The organism is Mesorhizobium kowhaii (assembly GCF_042431665.1).
GTDB lineage: Bacteria > Pseudomonadota > Alphaproteobacteria > Rhizobiales > Rhizobiaceae > Mesorhizobium > Mesorhizobium kowhaii.
The window spans coordinates 127,667-142,866 of record NZ_JBHLYT010000053.1; the positions used below are offsets into that span (position 1 = coordinate 127,667).

18 protein-coding genes are annotated in these 15,200 nt (G+C 62.2%); 6 read left to right on the forward strand and 12 right to left on the reverse strand.

All coding sequences use genetic code 11. The features are described 5' to 3' along the window. The first annotated feature begins 4 nt into the window (after nucleotides 1-4). Genes ACFFNA_RS28010 through ACFFNA_RS28020 form a run of 3 tightly spaced genes read left to right on the forward strand, consistent with a single transcriptional unit; the run spans nucleotide 5 to nucleotide 4,799 of the window. Nucleotides 5-1,297 carry a M16 family metallopeptidase gene (locus ACFFNA_RS28010; RefSeq protein WP_378923171.1) on the forward strand — a complete coding sequence of 431 codons (1,293 nt, stop codon included), beginning with the start codon at nucleotides 5-7 and terminating at the stop codon, nucleotides 1,295-1,297. Between the two features lie 13 nt (nucleotides 1,298-1,310). Next, a complete protein-coding gene (locus ACFFNA_RS28015; RefSeq protein WP_111545997.1) occupies nucleotides 1,311-1,907 on the forward strand; it encodes a GNAT family N-acetyltransferase in 597 nt (198 codons plus the stop codon). A gap of 3 nt (nucleotides 1,908-1,910) precedes the next feature. Beyond that, a complete protein-coding gene (locus ACFFNA_RS28020) occupies nucleotides 1,911-4,799 on the forward strand; it encodes an EAL domain-containing protein (RefSeq protein ID WP_378923172.1) in 2,889 nt (962 codons plus the stop codon). A gap of 18 nt (nucleotides 4,800-4,817) precedes the next feature. Here ACFFNA_RS28020 and ACFFNA_RS28025 read toward each other — a convergent pair whose 3' ends face one another. Then, on the reverse strand, nucleotides 4,818-5,426 hold the full coding sequence (locus ACFFNA_RS28025) for a YqgE/AlgH family protein (protein WP_091576862.1): 609 nt from the start codon (nucleotides 5,424-5,426) through the stop codon (nucleotides 4,818-4,820). A 170-nt stretch (nucleotides 5,427-5,596) separates the two neighbouring features. Between ACFFNA_RS28025 and ACFFNA_RS28030 the strand changes: the two genes are divergently transcribed. The 3 genes from ACFFNA_RS28030 (at nucleotide 5,597) to ACFFNA_RS28040 (ending at nucleotide 7,515) form a co-directional block, all read left to right on the forward strand. Next, on the forward strand, nucleotides 5,597-6,403 hold the full coding sequence (locus ACFFNA_RS28030) for a protein-disulfide reductase DsbD domain-containing protein (protein ID WP_378923173.1): 807 nt from the start codon (nucleotides 5,597-5,599) through the stop codon (nucleotides 6,401-6,403). A gap of 82 nt (nucleotides 6,404-6,485) precedes the next feature. Next, nucleotides 6,486-6,968, forward strand: coding sequence for a peroxiredoxin (locus ACFFNA_RS28035; RefSeq protein WP_111545999.1), 483 nt, complete (start codon nucleotides 6,486-6,488; stop codon nucleotides 6,966-6,968). Between the two features lie 70 nt (nucleotides 6,969-7,038). Continuing rightward, nucleotides 7,039-7,515 carry a DUF2938 domain-containing protein gene (locus ACFFNA_RS28040; protein ID WP_378923174.1) on the forward strand — a complete coding sequence of 159 codons (477 nt, stop codon included), beginning with the start codon at nucleotides 7,039-7,041 and terminating at the stop codon, nucleotides 7,513-7,515. Between the two features lie 93 nt (nucleotides 7,516-7,608). Here ACFFNA_RS28040 and ACFFNA_RS28045 read toward each other — a convergent pair whose 3' ends face one another. The 11 genes from ACFFNA_RS28045 to ACFFNA_RS28095 all read right to left on the reverse strand — a co-directional run bounded on the left by ACFFNA_RS28045 (nucleotide 7,609) and on the right by ACFFNA_RS28095 (nucleotide 15,137). After that, nucleotides 7,609-7,932: a hypothetical protein gene (locus ACFFNA_RS28045; protein WP_378923175.1), complete on the reverse strand. Its 324-nt coding sequence runs from the start codon at nucleotides 7,930-7,932 to the stop codon at nucleotides 7,609-7,611. Between the two features lie 184 nt (nucleotides 7,933-8,116). After that, nucleotides 8,117-8,629, reverse strand: coding sequence for a ribonuclease HI (gene rnhA / locus ACFFNA_RS28050; protein ID WP_378923176.1), 513 nt, complete (start codon nucleotides 8,627-8,629; stop codon nucleotides 8,117-8,119). Then, entirely contained in the window at nucleotides 8,626-9,588 is a 963-nt protein-coding gene (locus ACFFNA_RS28055) for a homoserine kinase (RefSeq protein WP_378923177.1), read from the reverse strand. Before ACFFNA_RS28055 ends, rnhA begins: the two co-directional genes overlap by 4 nt. A gap of 5 nt (nucleotides 9,589-9,593) precedes the next feature. Then, nucleotides 9,594-10,604 (reverse strand): 4-hydroxy-3-methylbut-2-enyl diphosphate reductase, encoded by a 1,011-nt coding sequence (gene ispH / locus ACFFNA_RS28060; protein WP_111546004.1) that lies wholly within the window; start codon nucleotides 10,602-10,604, stop codon nucleotides 9,594-9,596. An 88-nt stretch (nucleotides 10,605-10,692) separates the two neighbouring features. Continuing rightward, nucleotides 10,693-11,448 (reverse strand): SURF1 family protein, encoded by a 756-nt coding sequence (locus tag ACFFNA_RS28065; protein WP_378923178.1) that lies wholly within the window; start codon nucleotides 11,446-11,448, stop codon nucleotides 10,693-10,695. Beyond that, on the reverse strand, nucleotides 11,445-11,831 hold the full coding sequence (locus ACFFNA_RS28070) for a DUF983 domain-containing protein (protein WP_111546006.1): 387 nt from the start codon (nucleotides 11,829-11,831) through the stop codon (nucleotides 11,445-11,447). Before ACFFNA_RS28070 ends, ACFFNA_RS28065 begins: the two co-directional genes overlap by 4 nt. A gap of 3 nt (nucleotides 11,832-11,834) precedes the next feature. After that, complete coding sequence (locus tag ACFFNA_RS28075) at nucleotides 11,835-12,326, reverse strand: L,D-transpeptidase family protein (RefSeq protein ID WP_378923179.1); 492 nt, start codon at nucleotides 12,324-12,326, stop codon at nucleotides 11,835-11,837. Between the two features lie 185 nt (nucleotides 12,327-12,511). Further along, nucleotides 12,512-13,393 (reverse strand): cytochrome c oxidase subunit 3, encoded by an 882-nt coding sequence (locus tag ACFFNA_RS28080; protein ID WP_111546007.1) that lies wholly within the window; start codon nucleotides 13,391-13,393, stop codon nucleotides 12,512-12,514. A 1-nt stretch (nucleotide 13,394) separates the two neighbouring features. Then, entirely contained in the window at nucleotides 13,395-14,024 is a 630-nt protein-coding gene (locus ACFFNA_RS28085) for a cytochrome c oxidase assembly protein (protein WP_378923180.1), read from the reverse strand. Nucleotides 14,025-14,031: 7 nt separating this feature from the next. Then, nucleotides 14,032-14,196 carry a cytochrome c oxidase system small membrane protein gene (locus tag ACFFNA_RS28090; RefSeq protein ID WP_167458591.1) on the reverse strand — a complete coding sequence of 55 codons (165 nt, stop codon included), beginning with the start codon at nucleotides 14,194-14,196 and terminating at the stop codon, nucleotides 14,032-14,034. Beyond that, on the reverse strand, nucleotides 14,193-15,137 hold the full coding sequence (locus ACFFNA_RS28095) for a heme o synthase (RefSeq protein ID WP_378923181.1): 945 nt from the start codon (nucleotides 15,135-15,137) through the stop codon (nucleotides 14,193-14,195). Before ACFFNA_RS28095 ends, ACFFNA_RS28090 begins: the two co-directional genes overlap by 4 nt. Nucleotides 15,138-15,200: the final 63 nt, after the last annotated feature.

The window sequence follows — 15,200 nt, forward strand, 5'->3', positions numbered from 1 at the left end:
CCATATGGGTGTTGAGGTAAGCCGTCTGTCGAACGGCCTGACAGTCGCCACCGAAACCCTTCAAAGCATCGAATCGGTTGCCCTTGGTGCCTGGGTCAAGTCAGGTGCCCGCAATGAACGTGATGAAGAGCATGGCATGGCCCATCTGCTCGAACACATGGCGTTCAAGGGCACGAAAAGGCGAACCGCCTTCGAAATCGCCTCGGAAATCGAGGACGTCGGCGGCGAGATCAATGCCGCCACCAGCGTCGAGACCACCTCCTACTATGCCAGGGTGCTCTCCGACGACGTGCCGCTGGCCGTCGACATTCTTGCCGACATCCTGCAGGAGTCCGAGTTCGATCCGCAGGAGCTCGAACGCGAGCAGCATGTGATCCTGCAGGAGATCGGCGCCGCGCATGACACGCCCGACGACATCGTCTTCGACCGTTTCACCGAGACGGCCTTCCGCCACCAGACGATCGGCCGCTCGATCCTGGGCACGCCGGAAACCGTCAAATCCTTCACCTCGAAGCAGCTGCACGATTTCATCGAACGGCAATACGGCGCCGAGCGCATGGTGATCGTCGCTGCCGGCGACATCAAGCACGACAATTTCGTGCGCGAGGTCGAAAAGCAACTCGGCGGCTTCCGCAGCAAGGCTGACAGCACCATCCCGCAATATGCGCAATATGTCGGCGGCGACTTCCGCGAGGATCGCGACCTGATGGACGCGCAGATCGTGCTGGGCTTCGAGGGCCGCGCCTATCATGTGCGCGACTTCTATGCCTCGCAGGTGCTGTCGATGATCCTCGGCGGCGGCATGTCGTCGCGTCTTTTCCAGGAAGTCCGTGAAAAGCGCGGCCTGTGCTATTCGGTCTATGCCTTCCACTGGGGCTTTTCCGACACCGGCGTCTTCGGCGTCCATGCCGCGACCGGCCAGAGCGACATCGCCGAACTGGTGCCCGTCATCATCGACGAACTGCAGAAGGCCGGCGAGAACATCCTGCAGGAAGAACTCGACCGGGCCCGCGCCCAATATCGCGCCGGGCTGATCATGTCCGCCGAAAGCCCGGCCAGCCGCGCCTCGCAGATCGCACGGCAGCTGCTTCTGTTCGGCCGGCCGATCGCCAAGGAGGAACTGATGGAACGGCTGTCGGCGCTCACGATCGAGCGCCTGACCGACCTGTCGTCACGGCTGTTCTCGACCAAGCCGACGCTTACAGCTGTCGGGCCTGTGGGTACGCTGGCGCCATACGAGGCGATCCTCGATTCGCTTGCGGGCACGCAGACCACGACCCGCAAGCTCGCCGTCTAGCCCCCGAAGCGTCGTGTTCGCGCTCCCTTTCTTTCGCCGCGATCTACCGGCGCTGAAGGGCGACCGCGTCACGTTGCGCGTGCCCTTCACGAATGATTACCGCGAATGGGCGACGGTGCGTGGCGAAAGCCGTGCCTTCCTCGAACCATGGGAGCCACGCTGGACGCCCGATGAACTCGACCGCGCCGCGTGGCGGCTGCGCATCAGCCGCTACCGCGAAGACTATGCGCAGGGAACCGCGATCGCCTTCTTCATCTTCGAAAAGAGCAGCGGCAAGCTGGCAGGCGGCATCACGCTCGGCAACATACGCCATGGCGTCTCGCAAAGCGGCCATGTCGGCTATTGGATCGGCGAGCGCTTTGGTGGTCGCGGCCTGATGACCGACGCGGTCAAGGTGGTGGCGCGCTTCGCCTTCGATACGCTGCGGTTGCACCGGATCGAAGCGGCCTGTATTCCCGACAACGCCCGGTCGATCCGCGTGCTTGAAAAAGCCGGATTCCGGCGCGAAGGACTTCTGCGATCCTATCTCAGGATCAACGGCATCTGGCAGGACCACTACCTCTACGCCCGGATCGCGGACGATCCGCCGGGCGTTGGAACGAAGGACTGATTTTTGGCGAATTTCCTGCGAAACGGGCCGCTGTTCGCCTTTGTCCTCGCGACAATCCTGACGCTGTGCGCGGCATCATCGGCCTTCGCCGTCGAGCCGATCAAGATTGCCCGCGACGACGTCGCGCTCGACCTTTCCGGCGCCGTCGAGATCTACCGCAACCAGGGCGAGAATTTCCAGGTGTCGACCGCTCCCGGACCGGACGGCATCGTGCGGCGCATCGAGGTCGAGGCCAACGATGCGCGCTCGACCGGCGACTGGGCCGTGTTCGCGCTAGCCAACACCACCGACCAGCAGCTCGACAGACTGATCGTCGCGCCGCATTTCCGGCTGGTGAATTCCGGCATCTTCTGGCCGGATCTCGGCTCGACGCGTATCGCCGCCATCACGCCCAGCGAGGGCTTCGCTCTCGACCGCCAGACCAGCCCCGACGCCGACGTGTTCCGGGTGACGCTGAACCCGGGCACGGTGATCACCTTCATCGCCGAACTGGCCTCGCCGAAGCTGCCGCAGGTCTATCTGTGGGACCCGGAATCCTACAAGGACTCGGTCAATTCCTACACGCTGTTTCGCGGCATCGTCATTGGCATCGCCGGCCTGCTGGCGCTGTTCCTGACCATCCTTTTCGTCGTCAAGGGAACCTCGATGTTCCCGGCGACCGCGGCACTTGCCTGGGCGGTGCTAGCCTATATCTGCGTCGATTTTGGCTTTCTCAACAAGATCATCGAGATCTCACCCGGCAACGAGCAGATGTGGCGAGCGGGAACGGAGGTGGCGCTGGCGGGAACCTTCGTGGTGTTCCTGTTCGCCTATCTCAATCTCAACCGATGGCACGGCCATTTCAGTTACGGCGCGCTGGTCTGGATCCTTGGACTGGTGCTGATCGCCGGTGTCGCCATCGTCGATCCGGCGGTCGCCGCCGGCATCGCCAGGTTGTCCTTCGCCGCCACCGCGCTGACCGGGCTCGGCCTGATCATCTTCCTCGGCATACGCGGCTACGACCGCGCCATCATGCTGGTGCCCAGTTGGGTCATGGTGCTGTTGTGGCTATGCGGGTCGTGGATGGCGATCACCGGCATGCTCGACAACGACATCGCCCAGCCGGCATTGGGCGGCGGCCTGATCCTGATCATCCTTCTGATCGGCTTCACTGTCATGCAGCACGCCTTTGCCGGCGGGGCACTGCACCAGGGCCTGTTCTCCGACCTTGAGCGGCAGGCGCTGGCGGTAGCCGGATCGGGCGATACGGTGTGGGACTGGGACGTGCTGCGCGACCGCGTCGTCACCAAGCCCGATGTCAGCATCCAGCTCGGCCTGGCGCCCAACAGCCTGGGCGGTGCCGCGCGCAACTGGCTTCCGGTGCTGCATGCCGACGACCGCGATACCTTCCGCACGACACTCGACGTGGTGCTGGAACACCGGCGCGGCCGGGTGTCGCAGAACTTCCGCCTGCGTGGCGCCGACGGGCACTATCACTGGTTCTCGCTGCGAGCGCGCCCGGTGATCGGATCAGACGGTGAGGTCATCCGCTGCGTCGGCACCATGGTCGACGTGACCGAGCAGAAGAAGTCCGAAGAGCGGCTGCTGCACGACGCCGTGCACGACAATCTGACCGGCCTGCCGAACCGCGAGCTTTTGATGAACCGGCTGGAAGCGATCATCTCGATCGCCCGCACCGAAGAAAAAGTGCGCCCGACCGTCTTCGTCATCGACATCGACCGTTTCAAGCAGGTCAATGACGGGCTCGGCATCTCGGCCGGCGACACCATCCTTTTGACCATTGCACGCCGCCTGCACAGGCTGCTCAAGCCGAAGGATTCGCTGTCGCGCTTTGCCGGCGACCAGTTCGCGCTGATGCTGTTGTCCGAACAGGACCCGGCCCGCATCGCCGCGGTCGCCGATGCCATCAAGCATGCCATCAACAACCCGATCACCTTCGCCAAGCGCGAGATCGTGCTCACCGCGTCGATCGGACTGATCACCTGGAATTCGCCGCAGATGTCGGCCGAGGACATGGTCAAGGATGCCGAGCTTGCGATGCATCAGGCCAAGCGCTTCGGCGGCGACAGGATCGAGCCGTTCCGCCCGGCCTTCCGCACCGTCGGCACCGACAGGCTGCAGTTCGAATCCGACCTGCGCCGCGCCATCGAACGGCGCGAATTCACGCTCGCCTACCAGCCGATCGTGCGGCTGGAGGATGGCAGCGTCGCCGGCTTCGAGGCCCTTTTGCGCTGGGATCATCCGCGCCGCGGCATGATCCCACCTGCGGACTTCATCCCGGTCGCCGAAAGCTGCGGGCTGATCGTGCAGCTCGGCCTGTTCGCCATGCAGCAGGCGGCCGAAGACCTCGCCGGATGGCAAAAGCAGATCGGCGACGCGCCGCTGTCGGTCTCGGTCAACCTGTCCAGCCGCCAGCTCATCCGTCGCGATCTGGTCAGCGACGTCCGCTCGGTTATCGCACGCGCCAATCTGAAGCCGCGCTGCTTCCGGCTCGAACTCACCGAATCGCTGGTGATGGACAATCCCGAGCAGACCGCCCATGTGCTGACCAAGCTGAAGCAGCTCGGCATCGGTCTGTCGCTGGACGATTTCGGCACCGGCTATTCCTCACTGGCCTATCTGACGCGTTTTCCCTTCGACACCATCAAGATCGACAAGAGCTTCGTCGACGACAACACACCCAAACGCGCGGTGCTGCTCAAATCCATGGTCAACATGGCGCATGAACTCGGCCTGTCTGTGGTCGCCGAGGGCATTTCGGACGAAAGCGATGCGCTGGAACTGCGCCAGATGGGCTGCGAATATGTGCAGAGCTTCATGTTCGGCGCACCGATGCCGGGCGACCAGGTGCTGAAGACGCTAAAGGAACAGTATCCGCTGACGCAAGCCTGAGAGCCTTTGTGATGAGGTTCAGGCGTGTCCGGCAGCGAGGCTGAGATGGGCGAGGTCGATGCCGATCGAGGCAAGGATCCGATCGTATTTGCGCTCGATGTCGGTGTCGAACAGAAGCTCGGCGTTGGCCGGGCAAGTCAGCCAGCCATTCTCGGCGATCTCGGTCTCCAGCTGGCCGGCGCCCCAGCCCGAATAGCCGAGCGCCATCAGCGCGTGACGCGGGCCACGGCCAGACGAAATGGCGCGCAATATGTCGACGGTCGCGGTCAGGCAGATGTCGTCCGAAACGGTCAGCGACGATTCCACCCGGTAGTCGCCCGAATGCAGGACAAAGCCCCGGCTGCGATCAACGGGCCCGCCATTGCGCACGACGAAATCGCGGGCCTGCGCCGGCAAGCGGATCGCTTCCTGTTCGTTCATGATGCCCAGTTGCACGAGCAGGTCCGGAAACAGCATCTGCTGTGTCTGGTTGATGATCAGCCCCATGGCGCCTTCATCGCTGTGCGCGCAGACGTAAATGACCGAGCGCGTGAAGCGGTCGTCCTTCATGCCGGGCATGGCAATCAGGAACTGATCGTCGAGAAAGCCGCGGCTGGCGGCTGTCTTCTTGTGGCGCAACAAGTCCATGACGGCGAAGGTAACGCGTTTCCAAAGCGTCGAAAAGATGCACTGTGCGTGATTCGACCAAAGCCTATGCGACCGGGCCAAGCATTCCTCCCTCGAGGTCACGCAAATATGATACCGGCAATGGCCATGAAACCATTGCGCGGCCACGAACGGACTATCAAATCACCGCCATGCAAAGCTTGAAAATCCTGCTGCTCGGCGCTGCCATCGGATCGGCAACCGCTCTTCCCGCCGCCGCCTCTTCATCGTCGTGGTACAACAGCGAAGGCGGCAAGGTCCGGCTGGTGACGAGCGGCAAAGCCGATGCCGCCGGCCGCATCCAGGGCGTTCTCGACATAGCGCTCAAGCCCGGCTGGAAGACCTACTGGCGTGATCCGGGCGACGCTGGCGTGCCGCCGCAGCTCGACATTTCAGGCAGCACGAACATCGCCGACGCCCAGCTTTCCTTCCCGGCACCACAGCGTCATGACGACGGCTATGGCAAATGGGCAGGCTACGACTATCCGGTTTCGCTGCCGGTCGTGTTCACCCTGTCGGCGGCGAAAGATCCAGCCGTCATCGACGCTGACATTTTTCTCGGTATTTGCGAAACGATCTGCATTCCGGTGCAGACGCGGCTGACCGTCGATCCCGGCTCCGACCCGAACAATGCCGAAGACACGGCGCTGGTGAAGGCGAGTTTCGCGGCGTTGCCCACACCCGCAAGGTCCGATTTCGGCATCAACGTGCTGCCGGGCGACCACGAGACTCTGGTTGTCGAGGCTAGCTTTCCCGGCGATGCGGAGGCGGCGGATTTCTTTGTCGCCGGCGAGCGGGATTACATGTTCGGCAGCCCTGCCCGCAGCGAAAAGGACGGCAAGCTGATCTTCACCGTGCCGATCCTGGACCGCCCTTCGACGACGCCCACGGATGGCGGGCTTCACTATACGCTGACCAGTTCGACCGGCGCAGTCGAAGGGGTTCTGCCTTTTCCCTGATGCCGCTGCTCGGCGGTTGCAGGAGGCCGCTGAGTTCGCTAGGCAAGGATACGTCCTTCCCCATTCCCCAAGCGAGGAACTCATGACCATTTCCGTTGGCGACAAACTGCCTGACGCGACCTTCAAGACGATGACCGCAGATGGCGCGAAGGCGATCACGTCAGCCGAGGTCTTCTCGGGAAAGAAGGTCGTGCTGTTTGGCGTTCCAGGTGCCTTCACGCCGACCTGCAGCAACAACCATCTGCCAGGCTATCTCGAAAACCATGACGCCATCCTGGCACGCGGCGTCGATACCATCGCCGTCGTTTCGGTCAACGATGTCCACGTCATGGGCGCCTGGGCGCGCTTCACTGGCGGCGAGGGCAAGATCCTCTATCTCGCCGACGGCAGTGGGGATTTCGCCAAGGCAGTCGGCCTCGATAACGACCTTTCCGCGGGCGGCATGGGACTGCGCTCGAAGCGGTTTTCGATGATCGTCGAGGACGGCAAGGTCACCGCGCTCAATGTCGAGACCAAGCCCGGTGTCGACGAGTCCGGCGCGGCTCACATTCTGGGACAGCTCTGAATCTCGGCGACAGCGTCGGGCCAGGGACCGCAAGGTCGCCTCGCCCGACCGCTTTGGGGGGACCGCGACGATGTCTGACATCTTCTGGCGCACTATCGCGATCGGCATCGGCGCCACGGCGCTGATGGATATCTGGGCCATGTTCCTCCACAAGGCATTCGGCCAACCACGGCCGAATTGGGGACCGGTCGGTCGATGGGTCTGGCATCTCAGCGACAAGGTCTTTCACGACGATATCGGCGATGCAAAGCCGTACGCGCATGAAGTGGCGCTCGGCTGGGCCTTTCATTATCTTGTCGGTATCGTCTACGGCATCATCCTGGTGGTACTGGCGGGAGCGGCCTGGCTGGCAGCGCCGACCTTCCTGCCGGCCTTCATCCTCGGCATCGTCACCGTCGGCGCCGGCTGGTTCCTGCTGGCACCCGGCTTGGGCGCCGGCTGGGCTGCCTCCAAGCGCCCCAACCCGATGCAGATCCGTGCCCTGAACCTGGTGTCGCATACGGTGTTCGCACTCGGGCTCTACGGCACGGCGCTGCTGATCCGCTGAGAATGTTTTCGAGTCATCGGGTACCGATGGCTAGGCCATGACGAAATCGGCGGGCATGCGTTGGAACCATGCAAAAGTGTACTGGCACCTATTTTATCGAATAGAGCTTATGACATCAAAAATATCATTTAGCGGCGCCATTGAGATATAATCGGTACCAAATGAGCTCTTACGGAACTCTCTAGCGCACTGTACGTATATTCCAAAAATTTCACCAATATGTGCTTCTGGTATTTCAATAGAATTCGATCCGATGCTTTCATACTCCCTGTCGCCAGGGTATTTATATATCAATTCTGAAATACGATCGCTGAGTTTTTGCCACTGCTCTCTGTTATCACTATTCTTCTGTTGCTCTCTAATATACCGAAGGAGAGGGTCGAATATCTGATAGGCTGTCTCCATGAGCTGATTCATTTTCTCCACCCATCTCAAGGCTTCGGACTCAAGCCAAATTTTGCTTGTCAACTTTACGGATAATAGTTCCCTCCACAGTCGTTGTCACGGCCTCGGCGACAGGGCGGCCTATGTCTATGAAGGCTGCGGAGCAACCGCACCAGCGAGCAATTTTCCGACGTCAGTTCTCAACAATTTTTCGAATTCAATAGCTCTGGGTCGAGCGCCGAACCTTTGCCACCACCGGCTGCTTTGTCTGCGCGGCTGGCTTTAACGGGCCTTTCTTGAACGGCGCCATGCCTTCACGCGCGAGTTCGTCGGCGCGTTCATTCTCGGTATGGCCGGCATGGCCCTTGACCCAGTTCCAGGTCACCTTGTGGCGCCTGTTGGCCTCATCCAGCGCCTGCCAGAGCTCACCGTTCTTGACCGGCTTTTTGTCGGCGGTCTTCCAGCCGTTCTTCTTCCAGCCGTGGATCCACTTGGAAATGCCGTCCATGACGTATTTGCTGTCGGTGTGAAGGTCGACCGTGCAGGTTTCCTTCAACGCATTCAGCGCCGAGATGGCAGCGAGAAGCTCCATGCGGTTGTTGGTGGTCTCTGCCTCGCCGCCGGAAAGCTCCTTGGTAGTGCCGTTGAAGCGCAGGATTGCGCCCCAGCCGCCAGGGCCGGGATTGCCCGAACAGGCGCCGTCGGTGAAGATCTCAACGTGTTTGCTCATGCCAATCCATATTCCGAAGGAGACCTGATCGCCCGATGGAATCGCATCCTGCGGATATATTCGGTCGGGTCGCGTTTCATCACCAGCCCGCCATTGGGAACGGTCAACCAGTCGTAGAGCCGGGTCAGCATGAAGCGCAACGCCGATCCGCGCGCCAGCATCGGCAGCGCCGCCTTTTCCTGGTCGCTCAGCAGACGCACGCTCTGATAGCCGGCCAGCAATGCCTTGCCCTTGGTCAGGTTGAAGGAAAAATCCTTCTCGAAGCACCAGGCGTTGAGGCAGGTGGCGACATCATAGGCGTAGAGGTCGTCGCAGGCGAAATAGAAGTCGATCAGACCGGAAAGCTTTTCGCCGAGAAAGAAGACATTGTCCGGGAAAAGATCGGCATGGATGATGCCTTGGGGAAGATCCTTCGGCCAGTTCCGCTCGAAGTCGGCGAAGTCGGCATCGACCTCGGCCGCCAGGCCCGGCTCAACCTCGTCGGCGCGGTCGCGGGCGGCGTTCCAAAGCTTGCGCCAGCCATCGATGGCGAGCGCATTCGGACGCGTCATCGAAAAGTCGGCTCCGGCCAGATGCAGGGCCGCCAAGGCCTTGCCGACCTCGCCGCAATGCGTTGATGTCGGCCGCCGCAGCGAGAGCCCTTCGAGGAAGGTGATGATGACCGCCGGCCGGCCCGCGAGCGTGCCGATGACGCTGCCGTCATGCGCGGTCACCGGCAGCGGGCAGGACACGCCTTTTTTGGCGAGATGGCCCATCAGCCCGAGGAAAAACGGCAGATCCGCCTTCTCGACGCGCTTTTCATAGAGCGTCAGGATGTAGGCGCCGCTGGAGGTGTGCAGCAGGAAGTTCGAGTTCTCGGTGCCTTCGGCGATGCCCTTGTAGGACAGGAGATCGCCGACCGGATAGTGCTTCAGGAATGCGCCGAGTTCGCCTTCGGCAACGTCGGTGTAGACCGCCATGTGCCTTACGCGGCTCCATTGACGAAAGCCATGTCGGCTCGCGTCAGTTCGACATCGCGCAGTACCCGCATGACCGGAAAATCCTCCGTTTCCGTGGCCGTAATGGCCAGGTCGATCGTGACATCGAAGCGTTGCCGGAACGCGTCGATGATCTCGTCGACGATGATCTCCGGCGCCGACGCCCCTGCCGACAGGCCGAGCGTCGAGATGCCGGCGATGTCATTCCACGGAATCTCGGCGGCGCGCTGTACGAGAAGCGACATCGAGGCGCCGGCACGCTCCGCCACTTCGACAAGGCGCCGCGAATTGGAGGAATTGGGCGCGCCGACGATCAGATAGAGATCAGCGCCGGCCGCGGTTTCCTTGACCGCCTCCTGGCGGTTGGTGGTGGCGTAGCAGATCGATTCCGCCGCCGGGGCATGCAATTGCGGAAAGCGATCCTGCAAGGCGCGGATGATGCCGGCGGTGTCCTCGACCGACAACGTGGTCTGGGTAACGAAGCCGAGCGCCTGCGGATCGGCAGGCGCAAGCTTCGCGGCGTCGGCCTCGGTCTCGATCAGCGTCACCGCGCCGTCCGGCAGTTGGCCCATGGTGCCGATCACCTCGGGGTGTCCGGCATGGCCGATCAGCAGCACATGGCGGCCAAGCCGCTGATGGCGCATCGCCTGCTTGTGGACCTTCGACACCAGCGGGCACGTGGCGTCGAGATAGAAGAGGTTGCGCGCCTGCGCGTCCGCCGGCACCGACTTCGGCACGCCATGCGCCGAGAACACGACCGGCGACTGCCGATGTTCAGCGGGGATCTCTGAGAGCTCTTCGATGAAGACGGCGCCTAGGCTTTGCAGTCCCTCGACGACGTAGCGGTTGTGCACGATCTCATGGCGGACGTAGACCGGCGCGCCATATTTCTTCAGCGCCAGCACGACGATCTGGATGGCGCGGTCGACGCCGGCGCAAAAACCACGCGGCTGGCAGAGCCGGATCGTCAGGGGAGGCTTGGTGGTTGTCTGAAGCATGAATCCTGGCCGGTTGATCAAAGCCGAAATGAGGGGCCTACCCCTGCCCTGTCAAGTGCATCGGTAGAAAGGGGGGCGTCGATCGCCTTCATTCGTCTTTCGCGGGACGGCGAAGCCGCAGGATGAGCACGGCGGCGAGTGCGGCGGCAAGGCCATACCAGGTCATCGCATATTGCAGATGGCTGTTCGGCAGGTCGATGATGGTGACGCCGCCGACCGGCAATCCGCCCGGGTTCGGCGTCTTGTCGGCGTCGATGAAGACCGGCACCAGCGTGGCGCCCGCTGGCAGCCCGGCGCTCGCCGCCATCGCGTCGCGGTCCTTCCAGTAGAAGATGTTCTTCGCCACGTCATTGTCGGGAAGCATCATCGACGGCTTTGCCAGCAGCGGGTTGCGGGCGAGGCCGGTGACCGTCACCTCGCCGGTCACCTGCCCCTTCGCGCGCTTGGCGGCATCCTTGAGGTCGTAGGGCACGAAGCCGCGGTTGATCAGGACGAAGCGGCCATTGTCGAGGGCCAGCGGCGTGTAGACGTTGAAGCCGGCTTCGCCTTCCCAGGTGGCATAGAAATGCCGTTCGCCGGAATGCAGGAAGGTGCCGCTGACGGTTACCGGCGTATAGTCGACGTCTCCGGTCGAGGCGAATTCTCTTTCGACCTCGGCGAACGGCCGCGGCACAGAATGGGTGCGTTGGTCGATCGTCTGCAGAAGGCCTTCCTTCCAGTGCAGGCGCTGGACCTGCCAGGTGCCGAGCGCCAGCAGGATCAGCAGCAACACCAGGCCAAGGCCAAGCAGCAATGCCGTCCGTGGCCGCGAGCGGCCACCAGCTCTAATGGATGCCTCGCTCATTCGCCGCGATCCAGCCGGCCCTCGGCCGCCTTGTTGCGGTATTGCAGCGTCAGCAGCACGCCCTTGATCAGCCGAAGCGCCGTCAGGCACAGCACGACAGCCAGCGGGATCCAGAGCAGCAGATGCAGCCAGAGCGGCGGGCTCAACGTCACCTCGACCCAGAGCGCCAGGCCGACGATGATGAAACCGATGATCAGGATGACGAAGACCGCCGGTCCGTCGCCGGCATCGGCGTAGGAATAGTCGAGGCCGCAATTGGTGCAGCGCTTGCCGACGGTGAGGAAGCCGGAAAACAGCCGCCCCTCGCCGCAGCGCGGGCAGCGGCCATGCAGGCCGGCCGAGATCGGCTCGATCGGCGGCCAGATCGCCTTGTCGTCGCTCATTGCTTACCGCTCGATCTCGATCGGTGTCCCATCGGCCACCATTGCCCAGATTTCGTCCATGTCGCAGTCCGTAACCGCAATACAGCCGTCGGTCCAGTCGACCAATTGTAGCAGCCAGCCCCACCAGCCGAAACCGTTTGGCTGGCCGTGGATCATGATCATGCCGCCCGCATCGACATTGCGTGCCTTCGCGGCCGCCAGATCGTCGGCATTGGGATAGGAGATGTGGATCGACTTGTGGGCGATGCTGTTCGGGTTGCGCCAGTCGAGGACATAGCGCCCCTCGGGCGTGCGTTGATCGCCCTCCTGGTGCTTGTGCCCAAGCGGATCGCCGCCGAGCGTGATGCTGTAGCTTTGCAGGACCTTGCCGTCGCCGATCAGCTGCAGCCGCCGGTCCGACTTGTCGACACGCACCAGATCGACTTTCTCACCAGCAAGGGCCGGCACTGTCGCGATCATGCACGCGCAAATGGCACAGAGAACAGTCAGCCGCATCGGCCATCGATCGGCGATCATTGCGCCGAAATGAAGAAGGCGGCCACGTCGCCGCGGCCGCCTTCTCGAAATCCCTAGAGCCTGTTCCATCCCGATGAATCGGGATGGGGCTCTATCTCTTTGTTTTGAGCATGACCTTCTCCGAAAACCGGATTCCACTTTTCGGGGTCATGCTCAGGTCGAAATCAGTGGGCTTCGATCACCGCGCCGACCGATCCCCAGACATAGATCGCTGAGAACAGGAACAGCCAGACGACGTCGACGAAGTGCCAATACCAGGCGGCCGCCTCGAAGCCGAAATGCTGCTTGGGGGTGAAATCACCCTTCATCGCCCTGATCAGGCAAACAGCCAAGAAGATGGTGCCGATGATGACGTGGAAGCCATGGAAGCCGGTCGCCATGAAGAAGGTGGCGCCGTAGATGGAATCCTTGAAGGCGAACGGAGCATGCATGTACTCGTAGGCCTGCACCATGGTGAACAGCATGCCGAGGCCGACGGTCAGCACCAGGCCGTTGATCAGCCCCTTGCGATCGCCATGGATGAGCGAATGGTGTGCCCAGGTGACCGTGGTGCCCGACAGCAGCAGGATGATGGTGTTGTAGAGCGGCAGGTGGAAGGGATCGAGAACCTCCATGCCCTTCGGCGGCCAGACACCGCCGGTAAACGCGGTGCGGGCGTATTGCTGCGCCTCGCTCGGAAACAGGCTGGCGTCGAAGTAGGCCCAGAACCAGGCGACGAAGAACATCACCTCGGAGGCGATGAACATGATCATGCCGTAGCGCAGGTGCAGCGACACGACCCGCGTGTGATGGCCCTCATGCGCTTCCTTGATCGTGTCCGACCACCAGGCAAACATGGTGTAGAGGACGATCGCCAGGCCGATGAAGAACAGCCACGGATTGGCGATGTTGAAGCCGAAGATCGGGAAGTCGCCGGCCTTGAGATACTGCATCAGGCAGACGCCGCCGATCGCGGTCACCAGCGCGCCGATGGACCCCAGGAAAGGCCATGGGCTCGGGTCGACGAGATGGTAGTCATGGTGTGGTTTTGCGTGCGCGTCTGCCATATCAACCCCCGAGATTTGCTTCGGTATTCGAAATTGTCTTGCTGCTGCCTTGGACCGGCACTGATGACGCGACCGGCTTGCTCTTCTCGACCGGGAACATCGTATAGGACAGGGTGATTGTCTTCACGTCCTTCAGTTCCGGTACATTCACGATATCGGGATCCACATAGAAGACGACCGGCATGTCCAGCGTCTCGCCCGGCTTCAGCGTCGTATCGGTGAAGCAGAAGCACTCGACCTTGTTGAAGTAGGGACCCGCCAGTTCCGGCTGCACATTGAACGTGGCGCGGCCGGTAACCGGGCGATCGAACTTGTTGGTGGCCTGATAGTGCGCCTGCACCGTCTCGCCGATCTTCATTGTCATCGAACGATCGACCGGCTGGAAATCCCACGGCACGCCGGCGATGTTGGCATCGAAACGGACAACGATGTCACGGTCGAGCACCCGGTTGGCATATTGCTGCGTGGCGCGTCGCGTGGTGCCGCCATAGCCCGTTGCCTGGCAGAACATCTTGTAGAGCGGCACCGCAGCATAGGCCATGCCGATCATGCCGCCGAAAAAGGCAAGGCAGACAAACGCGAGGACGCGGTTGGTGTTCTTCCTGCTGGCGGTCATCGTGTCGTGGCTCATCGTGTCCTCACATCGAGCCGGGGTGATGACCGAATTTCACGATCGTCGCGATGTAGAAAATGATCACCAGCACCGCCAGCGCCAGGCCGATGGCGACAGAGCGATTGCGTCTGGCTTTCCTCTGCCGCTCGGTCAGCGTGATCAGCTCGAGCTTTTCTTCGATCATGGTCATGCACCACCCATGGCAAGCGCGCGCTCGACGACGCTGTCGGCGAGATAGACGGCGAAGATGGCGAAGAGATAGAGCAGCGAATAGGCGAACAGGGCCTTGGCCGGCTTCATCACGCGGTCATCGTCGGCCATATCAAGCACTTTCCACGCGTACCAGACAAAACCCAACCCAAGCATCATGGCGGCGACGCCATAGACCGGCGTGGTGTAGCCCAGGATCCATGGCAGCACGCCGACCGGCGCCAGCAGCAGCGCGTAAGCAAAGATCTGGCGGCGGGTCGAAGCCTGGCCGGCGACATTCGGCATCATAGGAATGCCGGCGCGGGCATAGTCCTCGGACTTGAACAGCGCCAGCGCCCAGAAATGCGGCGGCGTCCACAGGAAGATGATCAGGAACAGGACAAAGCTTTCCAGGCTAACGCTTCCGGTTACCGCGGCCCAGCCGATGACCGGCGGAATGGCGCCGGCGGCGCCGCCGATGACGATGTTCTGCGGCGTCCAGCGCTTCAGCCACATCGTATAGACGACGGCATAGAAGAAGATGGTGAAGGCCAGCAGCGTCGCCGACAGCCAGTTGACCAGCACGCCCAGCGTCATCACCGACAACACCGACAGCACCAGCCCGAAACTCAGCGCTTCGCCCGGCCGGATGCGGCCGGCCGGCACCGGACGAGAGGCGGTGCGCGTCATCACCGCGTCGATGTCGGCGTCATACCACATGTTGAGCGCGCCGGAGGCCCCGGCGCCGATGGCAATCGACAGGATGGCGATCACCGCAAGCAACGGATTGATGGTCACCGGGGCTGCGACCAGTCCGACGAAGGCCGTGAATACCACCAGCGACATGACGCGCGGCTTCAGCAGGGCGAAGAAATCGCCCGCCGTCGCTTCCGACATGCGGAAGCCCGCTTCGTCAATGCTGGTTTCGTCGACTAGGGCCATGCGTACTCAAGTCCATCATTCCGTTTGGCCAAAACCGCCGGCAGGCCGGCGGTTTCGATTCCA

What these genes read in the sequence shown, in the direction of transcription:
- ACFFNA_RS28010 (WP_378923171.1), top strand. Translation starts at nt 5, where the DNA reads ATGGGTGTTGAGGTAAGCCGTCTGTCGAACGGCCTGACAGTCGCCACC.
- ACFFNA_RS28025 (WP_091576862.1), bottom strand. Translation starts at nt 5,426, where the DNA reads ATGGACTTGTTGCGCCACAAGAAGACAGCCGCCAGCCGCGGCTTTCTC.
- ACFFNA_RS28030 (WP_378923173.1), top strand. Translation starts at nt 5,597, where the DNA reads ATGCAAAGCTTGAAAATCCTGCTGCTCGGCGCTGCCATCGGATCGGCA.
- ACFFNA_RS28035 (WP_111545999.1), top strand. Translation starts at nt 6,486, where the DNA reads ATGACCATTTCCGTTGGCGACAAACTGCCTGACGCGACCTTCAAGACG.
- ACFFNA_RS28040 (WP_378923174.1), top strand. Translation starts at nt 7,039, where the DNA reads ATGTCTGACATCTTCTGGCGCACTATCGCGATCGGCATCGGCGCCACG.
- ACFFNA_RS28045 (WP_378923175.1), bottom strand. Translation starts at nt 7,932, where the DNA reads ATGAATCAGCTCATGGAGACAGCCTATCAGATATTCGACCCTCTCCTT.
- rnhA (WP_378923176.1), bottom strand. Translation starts at nt 8,629, where the DNA reads ATGAGCAAACACGTTGAGATCTTCACCGACGGCGCCTGTTCGGGCAAT.
- ACFFNA_RS28055 (WP_378923177.1), bottom strand. Translation starts at nt 9,588, where the DNA reads ATGGCGGTCTACACCGACGTTGCCGAAGGCGAACTCGGCGCATTCCTG.
- ispH (WP_111546004.1), bottom strand. Translation starts at nt 10,604, where the DNA reads ATGCTTCAGACAACCACCAAGCCTCCCCTGACGATCCGGCTCTGCCAG.
- ACFFNA_RS28065 (WP_378923178.1), bottom strand. Translation starts at nt 11,448, where the DNA reads ATGAGCGAGGCATCCATTAGAGCTGGTGGCCGCTCGCGGCCACGGACG.
- ACFFNA_RS28070 (WP_111546006.1), bottom strand. Translation starts at nt 11,831, where the DNA reads ATGAGCGACGACAAGGCGATCTGGCCGCCGATCGAGCCGATCTCGGCC.
- ACFFNA_RS28075 (WP_378923179.1), bottom strand. Translation starts at nt 12,326, where the DNA reads ATGCGGCTGACTGTTCTCTGTGCCATTTGCGCGTGCATGATCGCGACA.
- ACFFNA_RS28080 (WP_111546007.1), bottom strand. Translation starts at nt 13,393, where the DNA reads ATGGCAGACGCGCACGCAAAACCACACCATGACTACCATCTCGTCGAC.
- ACFFNA_RS28085 (WP_378923180.1), bottom strand. Translation starts at nt 14,024, where the DNA reads ATGAGCCACGACACGATGACCGCCAGCAGGAAGAACACCAACCGCGTC.
- ACFFNA_RS28090 (WP_167458591.1), bottom strand. Translation starts at nt 14,196, where the DNA reads ATGACCATGATCGAAGAAAAGCTCGAGCTGATCACGCTGACCGAGCGG.
- ACFFNA_RS28095 (WP_378923181.1), bottom strand. Translation starts at nt 15,137, where the DNA reads ATGGCCCTAGTCGACGAAACCAGCATTGACGAAGCGGGCTTCCGCATG.